Below are 16,145 nucleotides of genomic sequence, written 5' to 3' on the forward strand. Positions count from 1 at the left end.
GGCGCGGTGACCAGGAGTATGTTATGTCTGATGTGTTTCACTTGGGTTTGAAAAAAGCGGATCTGCAAGGTGCCACCCTGGCCATCGTGCCCGGTGATCCCGAGCGGGTGAAGCGCATTGCCGAGTTGATGGACAACCCCGTACTGCTGGCCAGCCACCGTGAATTCACTACCTGGCGTGGCGAGATGGACGGCAAGGCCGTGATCGTCTGCTCGACCGGCATCGGTGGCCCGTCTACGTCGATTGCCGTCGAAGAGCTGGCTCAGCTGGGCATCCGTACCTTCCTGCGTATCGGTACTACCGGTGCCATCCAATCTCACCTGAACGTGGGTGACGTGATTGTGACCACCGCTGCCGTGCGCCTTGACGGTGCCAGCCTGCACTTTGCTCCGATGGAGTTTCCGGCCGTAGCCAACTTCGAGTGCACCACTGCACTGGTTGATACCGCCAAAGAGCTGGGCTCAACCCTGCATGTGGGTGTGACCGCATCGTCCGATACCTTCTATCCGGGCCAAGAGCGTTATGACACCTTCTCTGGCCGCGTAGTGCGCCGTTTCCAGGGCTCCATGCAAGAGTGGCAAGCTATGGGCGTGCTCAACTATGAAATGGAGTCGGCCACCTTGCTGACCATGTGCGCCAGCCAAGGGCTGCGTGCCGGTATGGTGGCGGGCATCATCGTCAACCGTACCCAACAAGAGATCCCGAACGCCGAAACCATGGCGAAAACCGAATCTGATGCCATCAAGATCGTGCTCGGCGCTGCCCGCAAGCTGATCTGATAGCCCTCTTTGTTATAAAGAGTACCGAGTGGGGGGTGGGGGCCGTTGCGAAAGCGCGGCCCCTATCTTTATCTGTTGGCTGGCCAAAATATGAGCATTCGCTTCCCCGGTCGGGGCCTTGCCGGCGCTGGCGGGCGAGGAAGTGTGAAGCCACCGATAGAAGGAAACAATTGAGGCTGCTAGGGTGACGCTCCGGTTGTGCTTGCCAGGAGCCTGTATGTCCACACCCATCATCATTGATTGTGACCCCGGCCACGATGACGCCATTGCCCTGATCCTGGCGCTCGCCAGCCCCGAACTGGATGTGCGCGCCATCACCACGGTGGCGGGCAACCAGACACTGGATAAAACCCTGCATAACGCCCTGCGTATTCTGACGCTGCTCGGCCGCCACGATATACCGGTGGCAGCTGGCGCGGCGAGACCCTTGCAGCGAGCACTGGAAATCGCCGCGCAGGTGCATGGGGAGTCAGGACTCGATGGCCCGGAGTTACCAGAGCCTGCCTTTTGCGCCGCATCAGAAGGCGCGTTGGCGCTAATGGCGCGGGTATTGGAACAAAGCGCCGAGCCTATCACCCTGGTGCCCACCGGGCCGCTGACCAATATTGCCCTGCTGCTCGCCGCCTATCCGCAACTGCATAGCAAGATTGAACGGATTGTGCTGATGGGCGGGTCCGCCGGCGCCGGAAACTGGACCCCGGCTGCTGAATTTAATATCTATGTCGATCCTGAGGCTGCCGCCATGGTGTTTACCAGCGGTATACCCATTACCCTGTGCGGTCTGGATGTGACGCACCGGGCGCAAGTGATGGCAGAGGATATCGAGCGGGTTAGGCAGCTCCCCGGACCTGTTGCCCGTTGCGTTGCCGGATTGCTTGATTTCTTTATGCGTTATCACCGCGATCCCAAGTGGGGATTTGTCGGTGCTCCCCTGCATGATCCCTGCACCATCGCCTGGCTGCTTAGGCCAGATCTGTTTAAAAGCCAGGATTGCTGGGTCGGCATAGAGACCCAGGGAGAGTACACTGCCGGAATGACGGTGGTGGATCGCTACGCCTTAACGGGCCATGCACCCAATGCCACGGTCTTGCTGGATATCGACAGAGACGGTTTTGTTGCTCTGCTGCTGGAGCGACTGGCTCTGTTTGGCAAGGAGTAGGGATGCGTGCACTGCGTGCCGGATTATTGGTCGTCTTGATGTTAAGTGGCTGCTCGTCGCCGTTTGAGCGGATGTGGCAGGGCATGGGTGTGTGCGAATTTGAGGATCTCTATATCGACCCGTCAACCGGTGAGCCTGCTAGCAACGAGTTGGCCCATTATCGACCGTGGAAGGTAGAGGAGGGGTTGGCCTGGTATCGGGTAAGCGAGAATTACCACGGCATTCCGGTCAGTGGCTTTGTGGTGCCAGCGTCTACGTTTGATGTGCATCTGCTGTTTATCCCGTTACCGCTTGATGAGGCGCGCCGTGAGTTTGTTCACTACTTCGGTACCGATTATTCGGACGTGCGCCCCTATCGCGATGGCAGTGCGCCGCTATTGACCCGCAATCAGGGCGATTTGCACACCAGTGTGCTCGATTGCACCCGCGAAGAGTCAGACGATGAGGAGGCGCGGATCCCCGATGTCATCTCCGATCAATAAATCGCCTCACGCTTTTCCCGGTTCTTTGCAGGGCATCGCCGTGCGCCCGGGCAAGGGTGAGCCTGTCATCTGGGTGGCGCACGCTGCGCTTATCGCCGGGCAGGGAGTGGTGGGGGATCGCTTTCGTGGGCGTGCCAATAGCCGCCGTCAGGTGACGCTTATTCAGTCGGAGCATCTCGCGGTGATTGCCGGGTTACTGCAGCTGCCTGGTCTACCAGTGCCGGGCAGTGATGCCTTCATGATGCAAGTGGGCGGAGTGCTACGCCGTAATCTGGTGATTGCGGGCATCAATCTGCTGGCACTTAAGGGGCAACGCTTTCGTATCGGGCAGGTTGAGTTTGAATACAGTGGCCTGTGCGAGCCATGCGAGAAGCTGGAGCGCGCGCTTGGTACGGGCGGGCTGGCCGCCATGTGCGGTCACGGTGGCATCACGGCCCGAGTGCTGACACCCGGGACCATTGCGGTGGGGGATGCGCTTATCCCGCAGCCTTGAGTGATTCCTGCCAGGGCTCGTGACACACCTGAATATCGACAGGCAGCTTGTAGAGCAGCAGGCGCGCCAGTGAGCCATCCATCCAGCGGTGGCGGCTACCGACTAAAAGCAGTTGGGTGGGATGGTGAGTGAGCCAGTCGCCCAGTTCGTCGACCACGTCATCCACCACCAGATTCTCGTAGCGTACAGCCTGCGACTGACCAGCCATCAGACGGCTGATGCCTGCTTTGGCGCCGAGCGCGTGGCTTGCGCTGCATTCGGTGGCGGAGAGTTCGGGATTGCGCTCGCGCACTCGCGAGCCGTGCACCAGATGCAGCAGGCAGAGCTCTGCATTCATCCCCTGCGCCAATTGATATGCCTTGGTTAACGTGGCCTGCTCGTCTTCACGGCCTTCGAGCAGTAACACCATTCTCGATAAGGTCATTGCAGTCTCCTTGGGCGTGGCCCGGCAGCTGACAAACAACACCTCGCGGTCAGGGTCAGCGTGCGCCGGGTGAATGACAATGTCATGACAACCGTAGAGACACGGGCTGCCACTTCTCCAAGCATACTCTGCCTTGCTGAACCCCTCATGACTCGGGGGAAAGATTGTGGTGACACCGTTGCTGGAGCGTGTGGTATCAAGAGGTGGTGGTGAGACATTTGCGATGGGGCGTTTGTGCTAAGGCTTGTGCGGTGCGCCATGCCAGCCACTGTACTGTGGCCACCCAATTTCCACCGGGCAATAAAAGTTAAGCCCCGCTGGGCGGGGCTTAACGACGAGATGGGTGGTTACTGGGCCAGCAATTCCCGGGCATTGGCCAGCGTGTTGTCAGTGATGTGATCGCCACCAAGCAAGCGAGCCAGCTCTTGCAGACGGTCCTGCTGGGCTAATGGTTGCATGTGCGTCTCGGTGGTCTGCCCATCGGTATGTTTGCTCACCACCATATGTTGATGACCATTGCCGGCGACCTGCGGCAAGTGTGTGACAACCAGCACCTGGGTGGATTCACCGAGTTGACGCAGCAGGCGGCCCACAACGGCAGCGGTCGGGCCGCTGATCCCCACATCCACTTCGTCAAAGATAAGCGTGGGCGTTGCCATGCGCTGCGCGGTAATCACCACCAGTGCCAGGCTGATGCGGGAGAGCTCGCCGCCCGAGACCACTTTCCCGAGCGGTTGCAGCGGTTGCCCCGGGTTGGTGGTGACCATAAATTCGATGCGATCGATCCCGAGCGGGGAGAGATTCTGGCTGCGATCCGGTGCCACTTCGATAACAAAATGGCCCTGTGGCATGGCCAGCTCGCGCATACTCTCGCTTACCTTTCCGCACAGCGCCTCGGCATGGCGCTGACGGCTCTGGCTCAGCGCGTCGGCGCTGGTCATGAACGCGCTGCGGGCGGCATCAAGCTCAACTTGCATGTTTTCAAGGCGCGCTTCATCCGAGCCAATTCGTGCCAGCTCTTCGGCCAAGCTCTGGTGATGAGTGGCGAGCTCTGCCGGTTTGACATGGTGTTTGCGAGCCAGCGAAATGGCGCGTGACAGGCGTGCTTCCAGCTCGTTGAAAAGCTCGGGATCCAGTTCGAGCCGATCCAGATAGCCGCGCAGTTCGCTGTGGCTCTCTTCAACCCGGATCAGCGCTTCGTTGAGCATATCCAGCACCGGCGTCAGCCGGTTATCCATGCCTACCAGGCTCTCGGCCTTATTGACCGCGGTTTGCAGCAGACCGGCAATGGTGGTGTCGTCGTTTTCATAAAGCAGATCGATGCAGCTGCCGCACTCTTGCAGCAGCTCGGTGCCATTGGCCAAACGCTGGTGCTCTTCCTCAATGGCTTCGAATTCGCCCGGTTGCAGGGCGAATTCGTCGAGCTCTTGCACCTGGTATTCGAGCAGTTGGCGACGGGCTTCCCGTTGCTGCTGCTCGGCGCGCAGGCGGGCCAGCTCATTTTGCAGCTGACGCCACAGCTGGTAGTGCTGACGCACTTCATCAAGCAGCAGAGTGTGGCCGGCGTAGGCATCAAGCAGTGACAGTTGATAATCGGGGCGCAGCAACAGCTGGTGTGCGTGTTGGCCATGAACGTTGACCAGCCACTGACCCAGGCTTTTGAGTTGTGCCAGCGGCACTGGCACGCCGTTGATATAGCTGCGCGAACGGCCCTCTGCCGACACCACCCGTCGCACGATGCACTCGTCGGGCTCATCACCGGCCAGCTCGTTGCTGGTGAGCCAGCCGCGCGCGGCCGGGTTGCCAGATAGCAGGAAGCGGGCACTGATTTCGGTCTTGTCGCAGCCGGGACGCACCATGCTTGCCTCGGCGCGCTCGCCCAAACACAGGCCCAGCGCGTCGATGGCAATGGATTTGCCGGCGCCGGTTTCCCCTGTGATGCAGGTCATGCCGGATTGCAGGTCGAGCTCGAGAAATTTGACGATGGCAAAATTGGTGATGGTCAGTTGTGCCAGCATGGTCGCATCCTGTGTGGGCCAACATTACTGTGTATGCATCCAGTATATACTGGTTTTACATACAGTAAAGAGGCCCGATACAGCAGGAAAAAGTCAGAACAACTTGCTGCCCCAACCCAGTTTATTGCGCAGCACATGGAAGTAGCTGTAGTCGAGAGGGTGCACCAGCTTGAGCTGATGGGCGCTTTTACGCAGCAAAATTTCATCGCCCGGGTGCACCGCCAGGGTGACCTGACCATCGCAGCTGACCTGCATGGCGTCATCCTGATTATCCGGTGAGACCAGCAGACGCACCTCGCTGTCGGCATCAATGACAATCGGGCGACTGCTCAGGGTGTGCGGGAACATCGGCACCAGCGTCATGGCATTGAGCTTGGGAGTGAGGATGGCGCCGCCCGCCGAGAGCGAATAGGCAGTTGAGCCGGTCGGGGTGGCGATAATCAGACCATCCGAGCGCTGGCTATACATAAAGCTGCCATCGATATAGACCTCGAACTCGATCATGTGGGCAATCTTGCCCGGGTGCAGCACGGCTTCATTGACCGCCAGATTACTTGCCTTGCGCTCGCCGTGACGATAGACCGACGCTTCCAGCAAGAAGCGCTGCTCGGTTTTGAAATGGCCCGACAGCACTTGCTCGAGGGGAATCAGATAATCTTGTGGCGACAGGTCGGTAAGAAAGCCCAGATTGCCACGGTTGACCCCGATGACTGCCACATCAAAGCGGGACAATACCCGGGCGGCGCCCAACATATTGCCGTCACCGCCAACCACAATCGCCAGATCGCTCTGCTCGCCGAGTTGTACCAGATCGGCCACCTGATCCGGCAGCACGCCAAGTGATTGCGCCACCCGGGTCTCCACCAAGACGCGAAAACCGCGTTCGATGAGATAGTCATAGAGACCGTGCAGGGTCTGGTTCGTGCCGTTGTGATGGGCCTTGCCAATCAGGCCGATAGTCTTGAAGGGTGAATCCATGGTGGTGATGATGTTGACCCATAGTGGGTCGAGTATACCCTGTTTGCCGGCCATTTCTGCTGCTATCTCGTCAAAGCGGGGCGGGCCTACTTGAAAGCGCGACGAGCGTCCCCATAATAGCCCAACACAAGCAGTCTGTTGGTTTGGATTACGGGAGATGTCATGAACCACGAAGAGCAAAAGGTTGAGCAGGTTGAAGGGCTGGAAGATCACGTCGAGCAGCCCGATGTGGACAGCGAAGTCACCCCCGAGCAGGCACGTATTGCCGAACTCGAGGCTGAACTGGCTGCTGCCACCGCCGCTGCGGCCGAGGAGCGGGATCGTGCCGTTCGCGCCGTCGCCGAGATGGAAAACCTGCGCCGTCGCGCCGCCCAGGACGTAGAGAAGGCCCACAAGTTCGCGCTGGAGAAGTTTGCCGCCGAACTGCTGCCGGTGCTGGATAATCTCGAGCGTGCCATCGAACTTGCCGATCGCGAGAATGAAGCAATCAAGCCCATGGTTGAAGGGGTTGAACTGACCCTCAAGTCGATGCAAAGCGGTGTGGCCAAGTTCGGCCTGTCTGCGATCGACCCGACCGGTCAGCCGTTTGATCCTAATGCGCATCAAGCCATGAGCCTGGTGCCGAGTGCCGACGTGGCACCCAATACCGTGATCGCCGTGATGCAGAAAGGCTATGACCTCAACGGTCGTGTCATTCGTCCGGCCATGGTCATGGTGGCCAAGGCGCAGTAAATCACTGCGAAACCGGCCCAGCCCGCCATCCGGCGGGCTTTTCATTGTGATTTTTTTGGAATCGGCCCCTTGAAGGGGAAAAACCGACCCCCATATACATTGCAAGCCTGCGGCAGGCGCACACCAAACCGTCAAACAGCCAAGATTGCCGGAAAAAGTGTGCCGGGCTCTTGAAAGCCCGTCGGGATAACCCCACCTAGCCGTTAACGTTAAAAAGGCAGACAAGACCTGCCACACCAGTTGAAGCATTTGGAGATTCGTCAAATGGGTAAAATCATCGGTATTGACCTGGGTACTACCAACTCTTGCGTAGCCATCCTTGATGGTGACCACGCTCGCGTGATCGAGAACGCCGAGGGTGACCGTACTACTCCGTCCATCATTGCCTATGCCGATGACGGCGAAATCCTGGTCGGTCAACCGGCCAAGCGTCAGGCAGTGACCAACCCGAAGAACACTCTGTTCGCCATCAAGCGTCTGATCGGCCGTCGTTTCGAAGACGACGAAGTGCAGCGTGACATCAAGATCATGCCGTACACCATCGCCAAGGCTGACAACGGTGATGCCTGGGTTGAGGTGAAGGGCAAGAAGATGGCCCCGCCGCAAATCTCTGCCGAAGTGCTGAAAAAAATGAAGAAGACCGCCGAAGATTTCCTCGGCGAGCCGGTCACCGAAGCGGTAATTACCGTTCCGGCCTACTTTAACGATGCGCAGCGTCAAGCCACCAAAGATGCCGGCCGTATCGCCGGTCTGGAAGTAAAGCGCATCATCAACGAACCGACTGCCGCCGCGTTTGCTTACGGCGTCAACAAGGTCAAGGGCGAGCGCAAGGTCGCTGTCTATGACTTGGGCGGTGGTACTTTCGATATCTCCATCATCGAAATTGATGAAGTGGAAGGCGAAACCACTTTCGAAGTGCTGGCGACCAACGGTGATACCCACCTCGGTGGTGAAGACTTCGACAACCGCCTGATCAACTATCTGGTTGACGAGTTCAAACGTGAGCAAGGTATCGACCTGCGTAACGACCAACTGGCGCTGCAACGTCTGAAAGATGCCGCTGAGAAGGCCAAAATTGAGCTCTCCTCTGCCCAGCAGACCGACGTTAACCTGCCGTACATTACTGCCGATGCGACCGGTCCCAAGCACATGAACATCAAGGTAACCCGCGCCAAGCTGGAAGCCCTGGTGGAAGACATGGTGAAGAACTCCCTCGACCCGGTGCGTGTGGCACTGAAGGATGCGGGCCTGTCTGTGGGCGAAATCGACGACGTGATTCTGGTCGGCGGTCAAACCCGTATGCCGATGGTGCAAAAGACCGTGGCCGAGTTCTTTGGCAAAGAGCCGCGTAAAGACGTTAACCCGGACGAAGCCGTGGCCATGGGTGCTGCCATCCAGGGCGCCGTTCTCTCCGGTGAAAAGACCGACGTACTGCTGCTCGACGTGACCCCGCTGTCTCTGGGTATCGAGACCATGGGTGGCGTAATGACGGCCCTGATTGAGAAGAACACCACCATCCCGACCAAGAAGTCGCAGGTGTTCTCTACCGCTGAAGACAACCAGTCTGCCGTGACCATTCACGTGCTGCAGGGTGAGCGCAAGCGTGCCGGTGACAACAAGTCCCTCGGCCAGTTCAACCTGGAAGGCATCCGCCCGGCGCCGCGTGGTCTGCCGCAGGTTGAAGTGACCTTCGACATCGATGCCAACGGTATCCTGCACGTGTCCGCCAAGGACAAGGAGACCAACAAGGAGCAGAAGATCACCATCCAGGCTTCCTCCGGTCTGTCTGATGCCGAAATCGAGCGCATGGTTCGCGAAGCTGAAGCCAACGCGGCCGAGGACAAGAAGTTTGAAGAGCTGATCCAGACCCGTAACCAGGCTGATGGTCTGGTGCACTCGGTACGCAAGCAGATCACCGAAGCCGGTGACGCGCTGCCGGCCGACGAGAAGAGCAAGCTTGAAACTGCTCTTTCCGAGCTGGAAACCGCCATCAAGGGTGATGACAAGGCTGCTATCGAAGCCAAGCAGCAAGCGCTGCTGGAAGCGTCCCAGAAGCTGATGGAAATTGCCCAGCAACAGGCTCAGGCACAAGGTGCCCAGGCCGGTGCCGGTCAGCAACAATCTTCCGCCAAGGCCGATGATGACGTGGTCGACGCCGAGTTCGAAGAAGTGAAGGACGACAAGAAGTAATTGTCTCGGCGGGCTGCACAGGCGGCCCGCAGGGTGCGCCCTGAGTGCACAGTCCATGAATTCACGGGCGTTGGGAGACCAACGCCCGTCTGCGTAACAACAGGATGAGTATGTCGAAGCGCGATTATTACGAAGTGCTGGGAGTGGCCAAGGGCGCCGACGAGCGCGAAATCAAGAAGGCCTACAAGCGCCTGGCCATGAAGTACCACCCGGACCGCAACCAGGGTGACGCCTCTGCCGAAGAGAAGTTCAAGGAGGTCAAGGAGGCCTACGAGATCCTGACCGACGCTGAGAAACGTGCCCGTTATGACCAGTTTGGCCACGCCGGGGTTGATCCCAACATGGGTGGCGGCCAGGGTGGCTTTGGTGGCGGTGCCGATTTCGGCGACATCTTCGGTGACGTGTTTGGTGACATCTTCGGCGGTGGTCGTGGTGGTCGCCGTGGACCGGCCCGTGGCTCTGATCTGCGTTACAACATGGAGCTGACGCTGGAAGAGGCGGTGCGCGGTGTCTCCAAAGAGATCAAGATCCCGACCCACGTTCACTGCGAGCAGTGCAACGGCACCGGCGCCAAGAGCAGTGCCGATGTGAAGACCTGTCCCACCTGCCACGGCTCTGGCCAGGTGCAGATGCGTCAAGGCTTCTTCGCGGTGCAGCAGCCCTGCCCGCACTGTCACGGTCGCGGCAAGATCATCGCCATTCCGTGCAGCAAGTGTCATGGTGAAGGTCGCTACCAGCGTAGCAAGACCCTGTCGGTCAAGATCCCTGCCGGGGTGGACACGGGCGATCGCATCCGTCTCTCCGGTGAAGGGGAAGCGGGTGATGCCGGTGCTCCGAGCGGTGATCTGTACGTTCAGGTGCATGTCCGCGAGCACGAGATTTTCGTACGTGATGGCAACAACCTCTACTGCGAAGTGCCGATCAGCTTTACCGCTGCGGCGCTCGGTGGCGAGATTGAAGTGCCGACCCTCGATGGTCGCGTCAAGCTCAAGATCACCGCCGAGACCCAAACCGGCAAGCTCTATCGCATGCGTGGCAAGGGTGTGAAGTCGGTACGCTCCGGCCAAGTGGGCGATCTGATGTGCAAGGTGGTGGTCGAGACCCCGGTCAACCTCACCGAAGAGCAAAAGGATCTGCTGCGTCAGCTCGATGAGTCATTTAGCGGTGCAGCTGCCAAGACTCATAAGCCCAAATCGGAAGGCTTCTTCGAAGGGGTTAAACGCTTCTTCGATGATCTGACCAGCTAACCGCTCCTGTGATTGCATCCCGAAAGCCGGCCTTGTGCCGGCTTTTCTTTATCTGATAAACGCCGAAATGGAGAAGGTTTGACACTCTGTTTAGCGGGGTTTAGCAAACCTCCTCGCCTGAGTCTGGCGATCCTGATCACACCTTTTTATCAACATCCGTGGCGAGATGTTGAGCAGATCACACTTCAACTAAAACGATTTAGCAAGCGTATTGAGTTAGCTAAAGCGGTTTAGCTAATCTTGCCTCGTCCAAACAACAATCACACACAGACGAGGAAGGTGACATGCAAAAGAGCAAGGTAATGCTGGCCGTCGCCCTGGGGTTAATGAGCAGTTCCCTGTGGGCCGCAAGTGGCGATATCGAGGCGCGCCTGGCGGCGCTGGAGGCGCGGGTACAGGAAGCCGAAGCGCGGGCAGCCGCTGCCGAGGTGCGTGCTGATGCCGCCCAGACCAAGGCCAATGACGCCAACAAGACCGCCAGTGCCGCCAAGGTGCAAAGCGACAAGGTGGACCAGAAGACTGCTGGCGCCCAAGGCTTTGAGTTCCATGGTTATGCCCGCTCCGGCCTGCTGGTCAGCGGCAAGGGATCCGGTGGAAAGGGCGGTGCCTATTCAACACCGGCCGGCTCGGTCGGCAGCCCGGTGGGGCGTCTGGGTAACGAAGATGATACCTACATGGAAGCCAACCTGCTAAAGACCCAGACCTTCGATGATGGCAGCTTCGCCCGTTACAAGCTGATGCTGGCAGATGGCGTCGAGACCAGCAATGACTGGACGGTCAGCAGCTCTGCGCTCAATACCCGTCAGGTTTACACCGAGTTGGGTAACCTGCCGAGCTTCTCCGGCCCGTTCAAAAATGCGCTGCTGTGGGCTGGTAAGCGCTTTGACCGCGACAACTTCGACATTCACTGGCTCGACTCGGACGTAGTGTTCCTGGCCGGTACCGGTGCGGGTGTCTATGACGTGCAGCTGGCCGATAACTGGAAGGCCAACTTCTCGCTCTATGGCCGCGATTATGGCGACATCAGCGCCAGCGATCTCTCGGACGTAGAGAGCTATATCCTGACCATGAACAACCGCTTTGGTAACTGGCAGTGGATGCTCAACGGTCTCACCTCCAAGGATAACGACCAGCGCGTTAACGATGACGGTAATGGTGCCAAGGCAGCAGGCAAGGGGGCTCACACCATGCTGGCTTACCACGCCGACAGCTTCTTTGGCGTGCGTCCGGGGATGAGCAAGGCCGCAGTGCTTTATGGTCACGGTCTGGGGGCCCAGGTCAAGGGGCTGGGGTCGGACAGCGAGTTGTTGCCGGATGCCGACGCCGTGCGTGTCGCCGTATTTGGCACCACCGATCTTGGCAGCCACTGGCGCTTTGCGCCGGTCGTCATGGCCGAGCACAGCAGCGATCGTTACGTCAAGGGTGACGAGTACCGCTGGGCGACCCTCAATGCCCGCTTTGCCCAAGTGCTGAGCGAGAACTTCGAGCTGGTCTATGAAGCGACTTGGCAATACACCGACTTTGATCCCAAGGGTTATGACAGCCGCAAGGCGGTCAAGGGGGATTTTGCCAAGCTGACCTTCGCGCCAACCTTCAAGGCCCGGACTGCCGGCTTCTTTGAGCGTCCGGAGCTGCGCGTATTTGCCACCTGGATGGACTGGTCTTCGGTGCTGGATAACTACGCCAGTGACGATAACTTCGGCAAGGACGGGTTCTCGGCGGGCGGGGAGTGGAACTTCGGCGTCCAGATGGAAACCTGGTTCTGATTTGTTAGACCGATCACATAAATGGTGGAGGATGGCGTCGATCTATTGTTCAGCTAAAACGGTTCAGCTGATAATGCACGCCATCATTTTGCATCCCGGGAGTAGGTGAGATGCGGCGAGTTTGGGTATTGGGTGATGCGGTAGTGGATCTGCTACCAGAGGGTGAAGGGCGTTACTTGCGCTGTCCGGGCGGGGCGCCGGCCAACGTGGCCGTTGGCGTGGCCCGTTTGGGAGGGAATGCCGGATTCATCGGGCGGGTAGGGGACGATCCGTTTGGCCGCTTCATGGCCGCCACGCTGGCAAGCGAGGGCGTCGATGTTGGCCACCTGACGCTGGACCCAGCCAGCCGCACCTCGACCGTGCTGGTGGATTTGGACGAGGCAGGGGAGCGCAGCTTCACCTTCATGGTGCGTCCAAGCGCTGATCAACGCCTCGAGCCCGCTGACTTGCCTGAGTTCGTCAGCGGACAGTGGCTGCTGACCTGCTCGATAGCATTAGCTAGCGAACCGGTGCGCAGCAGTGCCTGGCAAGCAATGCGGGCCATTCAGGCTGCCGGTGGCCGAGTCTGCTTCGATCCTAACCTGCGCCCGGAGGTGTGGCCGAACCCAGCCGAGATGCGGCCCCAGGTCAGTGACGCTGTGCGCCATGCCGATGTGGTCAAGCTCTCGGCAGAAGAGCTCGCGTGGCTCACCGGCCAAGAAAAACTGACCGACGGCTTGGCGGCGCTGGAAGGGCCCAATCTGGTGCTGATCACCCTTGGTAAAGAGGGCGTCCTGGCCCGGCTGGGTCAGGAGTGCCTGCGCTGGCAAGGGCCGGTGGTCACGCCGGTTGATACCACCGGCGCCGGGGACGCCTTTGTTGCCGGCCTGCTGGCTGGGCTCAGTGAACGGGCCGATTGGCCGACGTTTGCTGAGCTGCCCACCCTGCTCGCGCAGGCGCATGGCTGCGGGGCGTTGGCCACCACGGCCAAAGGGGCCATGACGGCGCTGCCCGATGCCGCGGCACTGGCCGCTTTCCTCCACCGGGGATAACACTTATTGCATAAGGCCTGCCGCTGCGGGCCAGGAGAAAACACACATGGATATCAAAGCGATTGCTCAAGGGTTGATCCCGCTGGTGGGGGGGCGCGATAACATCGTCAGCGCCGCTCACTGCGCCACCCGTCTGCGTCTGGTGTTGGCCGATGACAGCAAGGTCAATCCGGCCGCCATCGACAAGCTCGACGGCGTGAAAGGTTGTTTTAGTAATGCCGGCCAGCTGCAGGTGATCTTTGGCACCGGTCTGGTGAACAAAGTGTATGAAGAGTTTGTTGCCCAAAGCGGTGTTGGCACCGCCAGCAAGGCCGAGCTGACCGAGTTGGCCAGTGCCAAGCTCAACGTGGCCCAGCGTCTGGCCCGCACCCTGTCCAATATCTTTGTGCCGATCATCCCGGCCATCGTGGCGTCAGGCTTGTTGATGGGGCTGCTCGGCATGGTGCGCACCTATGGCTGGGTCGATGCAGACAGCGCGCTGTTTATCATGCTCGACATGTTCAGCTCGGCGGCCTTTATCATCCTGCCAGTGCTGATCGGTTTTACCGCGGCGCGTGAGTTTGGCGGCAACCCCTATCTGGGCGCCACCCTGGGCGGTATCTTGACCCACCCGGCGCTCACCAACGCCTGGTCGGTAGCCAGCGGTTTCAAGACCATGAGCTTTATGGGCATGGACGTGGCGATGATCGGTTATCAGGGCACCGTGTTCCCGGTGCTGTTGGCGGTCTGGTTTATGTCTCATCTCGAGCGTCAATTGCGCAAGCGGGTGCCCGATGCGTTAGATCTGATCGTGACCCCATTCCTGACAGTCATTATCACCGGCTTTGTGGCGCTGCTGTTTATCGGCCCAGCCGGTCGCATGCTGGGCGATGGTATCTCGTTTGGTCTGAGTGCTCTTTATAATCAGGCCGGTTGGCTGGCGGGGCTGGTGTTTGGCGGTACCTATTCGGCCATTGTTATCACAGGTATTCACCACAGCTTCCATGCTATCGAAGCGGGCCTGCTGACCAATCCGCAGATTGGCGTTAACTTCCTGCTGCCGATCTGGGCCATGGCCAACGTGGCACAAGGGGGCGCCTGTATCGCTGTCTATTTCAAGACCCGCGATCCCAAGGTCAAGGCCATCACGGTGCCGGCGGCCATGTCCTGCCTGCTCGGAATCACGGAAGCGGCCATCTTTGGTGTGAACCTGCGCTTTATGAAGCCGTTTCTCGCCGGCCTGTTTGGTGGTGCGCTTGGCGGCGCTTATGTCGTGGCGGCCAAGGTGGGGATGACAGCGGTAGGGCTGACCGGGATCCCGGGCATGGCGATCGTGCAGCCGCAGAGCCTCATCCACTACATCATCGGTATGGTGATCGCGTTTGGTTCGGCCTTCGCGGCCTCCTGGCTGCTCAAGTACAAGGTAGAGTGATGAGCGAGAGCGATTTTCTCAAACAGGTTGTCCGGTCAGTGCTGGCCGGACAGCTCAAGGCAGCGGCCGATCCTCATCGGCCCGCTTGGCATTTGGCAGCCCCGGTGGGGCTGCTTAACGATCCCAACGGTTTTATCGAACACGGCGGGCGCTACCATCTGTTCTACCAGTGGAACCCGTTGGGCTGCGCGCACCGGCACAAAAGCTGGGGCCATGTCAGCTCGACCGATCTGCTGCACTGGCAACACGAGCTGCCGGCGCTGCTGCCCATTGAAGAGTATGAAGTGAGCGGCTGTTATTCGGGCTCGGCGGTGAGTGATGCCCAGGGCCGGCTCACGCTGATCTATACCGGTAATGTCAAATACCCCGACGGCTCGCGCACCGCCTATCAGTGTCTGGCCCGTGAAGATGAGCTAGGCGGATTTAGCAAACTGGGCCCGGTGCTCGGCCTGCCTGAAGGCTACAGCGGTCATGTGCGCGACCCCAAAGTCTGGCACGACGGCTCCCAATGGTTGATGGTGCTCGGCGCCCGCACCCTGGACTCTCAGGGAGAGGTGCTGCTCTATCGCTCCGATAACCTGCATGAGTGGCACGCCATCGGCCCGATTGCAGGCAGTCGGCGCGGCGGGCTCGGCGAGTTTGGCTACATGTGGGAGTGCCCGGATCTCTTCCCGCTCGGCGACCAGCATGTGCTCATCAGCTGCCCGCAGGGGATTGCGCCCGAGGGCGATAACTATCTCAACATCTACCAGTGCGGCTGGCTGGCGGGCAACTTCGATGGCAAGCAGTTTGACCACGGGGCATTTCACGAGCTCGACCGCGGCTTTGAGTTTTACGCGCCGCAGACCACCTGTGACAGCCGGGGACGGCGTCTGCTGTTTGGCTGGCTGGGGCTGCCGGAAGAGAACGAGATGAGCCAGCCAACGATGGAGTATGGCTGGCTTCACCAGATGACCTGTCCGCGCGAGCTCTATTGGCAAGGAGAGTGGTTGTGCCAAAAGCCGGTCGATGAGCTGCATAGCCTCAAAGGCGAGGCGACCGGCTATCAGGGCGCGGTGCTCGGGGCGCCTGCGTTGGCGCTGGGCTCGGCTTGGCTCGAACTGACACCAACGGGCCAAGGCATGCTGGCACTGGGGGATAGTTTGCGTCTGCACTGGCAACCGGGTCAGGTGGCGCTGGAGCGGCGCAACTGGGAGAGCGGTGAGTGGCAGTGGCGCAAGGCGCCCTGGCAAGGGGGCCGCATCATCTTGCTGCTCGATCACTCCAGCATCGAGTGCTTTGTCGATGAGGGGCGCGCTGTGCTGTCGGCCCGTTACTTCCCGAGCGCAGAGCCGGTGGCCGTGTGGCAGGGTGACGGGGAAATTGACCTGACACACTGGCCGCTTGGCGCGAGCCTAGTACAATAGTCCGGTTATCCATAGAGCCGGACCGCCAG

At 59.7% G+C, this 16,145-nt stretch carries 14 protein-coding genes; 11 read left to right on the top strand and 3 right to left on the bottom strand.

Features of this window, described 5'->3' with window-relative positions:
• Positions 1 to 23 precede the first annotated feature (23 nt).
• From udp to BW958_RS16180, 4 genes are all read left to right on the top strand, one after another.
• Positions 24 to 779 carry a uridine phosphorylase gene (gene udp, locus BW958_RS16165; RefSeq protein ID WP_076576858.1) on the top strand — a complete coding sequence of 252 codons (756 nt, stop codon included), beginning with the start codon at positions 24 to 26 and terminating at the stop codon, positions 777 to 779.
• Between the two features lie 217 nt (positions 780 to 996).
• Positions 997 to 1,938: a pyrimidine-specific ribonucleoside hydrolase RihA gene (gene rihA / locus BW958_RS16170; RefSeq protein ID WP_076576860.1), complete on the top strand. Its 942-nt coding sequence runs from the start codon at positions 997 to 999 to the stop codon at positions 1,936 to 1,938.
• Positions 1,939 to 1,940: 2 nt separating this feature from the next.
• Positions 1,941 to 2,420, top strand: a complete 480-nt coding sequence (locus BW958_RS16175) for a hypothetical protein (RefSeq protein WP_076576861.1) — start codon at positions 1,941 to 1,943, stop codon at positions 2,418 to 2,420.
• Complete coding sequence (locus tag BW958_RS16180) at positions 2,401 to 2,913, top strand: MOSC domain-containing protein (protein ID WP_076576863.1); 513 nt, start codon at positions 2,401 to 2,403, stop codon at positions 2,911 to 2,913. Before BW958_RS16175 ends, BW958_RS16180 begins: the two co-directional genes overlap by 20 nt.
• On the opposite strand, the gene BW958_RS16185 is transcribed toward BW958_RS16180, so the two are convergent.
• The 3 genes from BW958_RS16185 to nadK all read right to left on the bottom strand — a co-directional run bounded on the left by BW958_RS16185 (position 2,897) and on the right by nadK (position 6,333).
• The gene (locus BW958_RS16185) at positions 2,897 to 3,337 is read right to left on the bottom strand and encodes a universal stress protein (RefSeq protein ID WP_076576864.1); all 441 of its coding nucleotides are present in this window, start codon (positions 3,335 to 3,337) and stop codon (positions 2,897 to 2,899) included. The two genes, BW958_RS16180 and BW958_RS16185, sit on opposite strands and share 17 nt — an antisense overlap.
• 347 nt (positions 3,338 to 3,684) lie before the next feature.
• Complete coding sequence (gene recN, locus BW958_RS16190; RefSeq protein ID WP_076576865.1) at positions 3,685 to 5,355, bottom strand: DNA repair protein RecN; 1,671 nt, start codon at positions 5,353 to 5,355, stop codon at positions 3,685 to 3,687.
• A 93-nt stretch (positions 5,356 to 5,448) separates the two neighbouring features.
• Positions 5,449 to 6,333, bottom strand: a complete 885-nt coding sequence (gene nadK, locus BW958_RS16195; RefSeq protein ID WP_083687388.1) for an NAD(+) kinase — start codon at positions 6,331 to 6,333, stop codon at positions 5,449 to 5,451.
• Positions 6,334 to 6,495: 162 nt separating this feature from the next.
• On the opposite strand from nadK, the gene grpE reads away from it, so the two are divergent.
• The 7 genes from grpE (at position 6,496) to BW958_RS16230 (ending at position 16,116) form a co-directional block, all read left to right on the top strand.
• Entirely contained in the window at positions 6,496 to 7,065 is a 570-nt protein-coding gene (gene grpE / locus BW958_RS16200) for a nucleotide exchange factor GrpE (RefSeq protein WP_076576868.1), read from the top strand.
• A gap of 264 nt (positions 7,066 to 7,329) precedes the next feature.
• Positions 7,330 to 9,255: a molecular chaperone DnaK gene (gene dnaK / locus BW958_RS16205; protein ID WP_076576870.1), complete on the top strand. Its 1,926-nt coding sequence runs from the start codon at positions 7,330 to 7,332 to the stop codon at positions 9,253 to 9,255.
• A 110-nt stretch (positions 9,256 to 9,365) separates the two neighbouring features.
• Entirely contained in the window at positions 9,366 to 10,502 is a 1,137-nt protein-coding gene (dnaJ, locus tag BW958_RS16210; RefSeq protein ID WP_076576871.1) for a molecular chaperone DnaJ, read from the top strand.
• A gap of 284 nt (positions 10,503 to 10,786) precedes the next feature.
• Positions 10,787 to 12,268 (top strand): carbohydrate porin, encoded by a 1,482-nt coding sequence (locus tag BW958_RS16215; protein ID WP_076576873.1) that lies wholly within the window; start codon positions 10,787 to 10,789, stop codon positions 12,266 to 12,268.
• A gap of 110 nt (positions 12,269 to 12,378) precedes the next feature.
• On the top strand, positions 12,379 to 13,299 hold the full coding sequence (locus BW958_RS16220) for an aminoimidazole riboside kinase (protein WP_076576874.1): 921 nt from the start codon (positions 12,379 to 12,381) through the stop codon (positions 13,297 to 13,299).
• Positions 13,300 to 13,345: 46 nt separating this feature from the next.
• The gene (locus BW958_RS16225) at positions 13,346 to 14,710 is read left to right on the top strand and encodes a sucrose-specific PTS transporter subunit IIBC (RefSeq protein WP_076576876.1); all 1,365 of its coding nucleotides are present in this window, start codon (positions 13,346 to 13,348) and stop codon (positions 14,708 to 14,710) included.
• Complete coding sequence (locus tag BW958_RS16230) at positions 14,710 to 16,116, top strand: glycoside hydrolase family 32 protein (protein ID WP_076576877.1); 1,407 nt, start codon at positions 14,710 to 14,712, stop codon at positions 16,114 to 16,116. The genes BW958_RS16225 and BW958_RS16230 overlap by 1 nt, the downstream gene beginning before the upstream one ends.
• Positions 16,117 to 16,145: the final 29 nt, after the last annotated feature.

The sequence above is a fragment of the Aeromonas sp. RU39B genome, assembly GCF_900156095.1.
In the GTDB taxonomy this organism is placed as follows: domain Bacteria; phylum Pseudomonadota; class Gammaproteobacteria; order Enterobacterales; family Aeromonadaceae; genus Aeromonas.

Coding starts and splice junctions, on each gene's coding strand:
- nadK (WP_083687388.1), bottom strand. CDS start 6,333: ATGGATTCACCCTTCAAGACTATCGGCCTGATTGGCAAGGCCCATCAC.
- BW958_RS16185 (WP_076576864.1), bottom strand. CDS start 3,337: ATGACCTTATCGAGAATGGTGTTACTGCTCGAAGGCCGTGAAGACGAG.
- BW958_RS16220 (WP_076576874.1), top strand. CDS start 12,379: ATGCGGCGAGTTTGGGTATTGGGTGATGCGGTAGTGGATCTGCTACCA.
- grpE (WP_076576868.1), top strand. CDS start 6,496: ATGAACCACGAAGAGCAAAAGGTTGAGCAGGTTGAAGGGCTGGAAGAT.
- BW958_RS16180 (WP_076576863.1), top strand. CDS start 2,401: ATGTCATCTCCGATCAATAAATCGCCTCACGCTTTTCCCGGTTCTTTG.
- dnaJ (WP_076576871.1), top strand. CDS start 9,366: ATGTCGAAGCGCGATTATTACGAAGTGCTGGGAGTGGCCAAGGGCGCC.
- BW958_RS16215 (WP_076576873.1), top strand. CDS start 10,787: ATGCAAAAGAGCAAGGTAATGCTGGCCGTCGCCCTGGGGTTAATGAGC.
- dnaK (WP_076576870.1), top strand. CDS start 7,330: ATGGGTAAAATCATCGGTATTGACCTGGGTACTACCAACTCTTGCGTA.
- recN (WP_076576865.1), bottom strand. CDS start 5,355: ATGCTGGCACAACTGACCATCACCAATTTTGCCATCGTCAAATTTCTC.
- BW958_RS16175 (WP_076576861.1), top strand. CDS start 1,941: ATGCGTGCACTGCGTGCCGGATTATTGGTCGTCTTGATGTTAAGTGGC.
- BW958_RS16230 (WP_076576877.1), top strand. CDS start 14,710: ATGAGCGAGAGCGATTTTCTCAAACAGGTTGTCCGGTCAGTGCTGGCC.
- BW958_RS16225 (WP_076576876.1), top strand. CDS start 13,346: ATGGATATCAAAGCGATTGCTCAAGGGTTGATCCCGCTGGTGGGGGGG.
- udp (WP_076576858.1), top strand. CDS start 24: ATGTCTGATGTGTTTCACTTGGGTTTGAAAAAAGCGGATCTGCAAGGT.
- rihA (WP_076576860.1), top strand. CDS start 997: ATGTCCACACCCATCATCATTGATTGTGACCCCGGCCACGATGACGCC.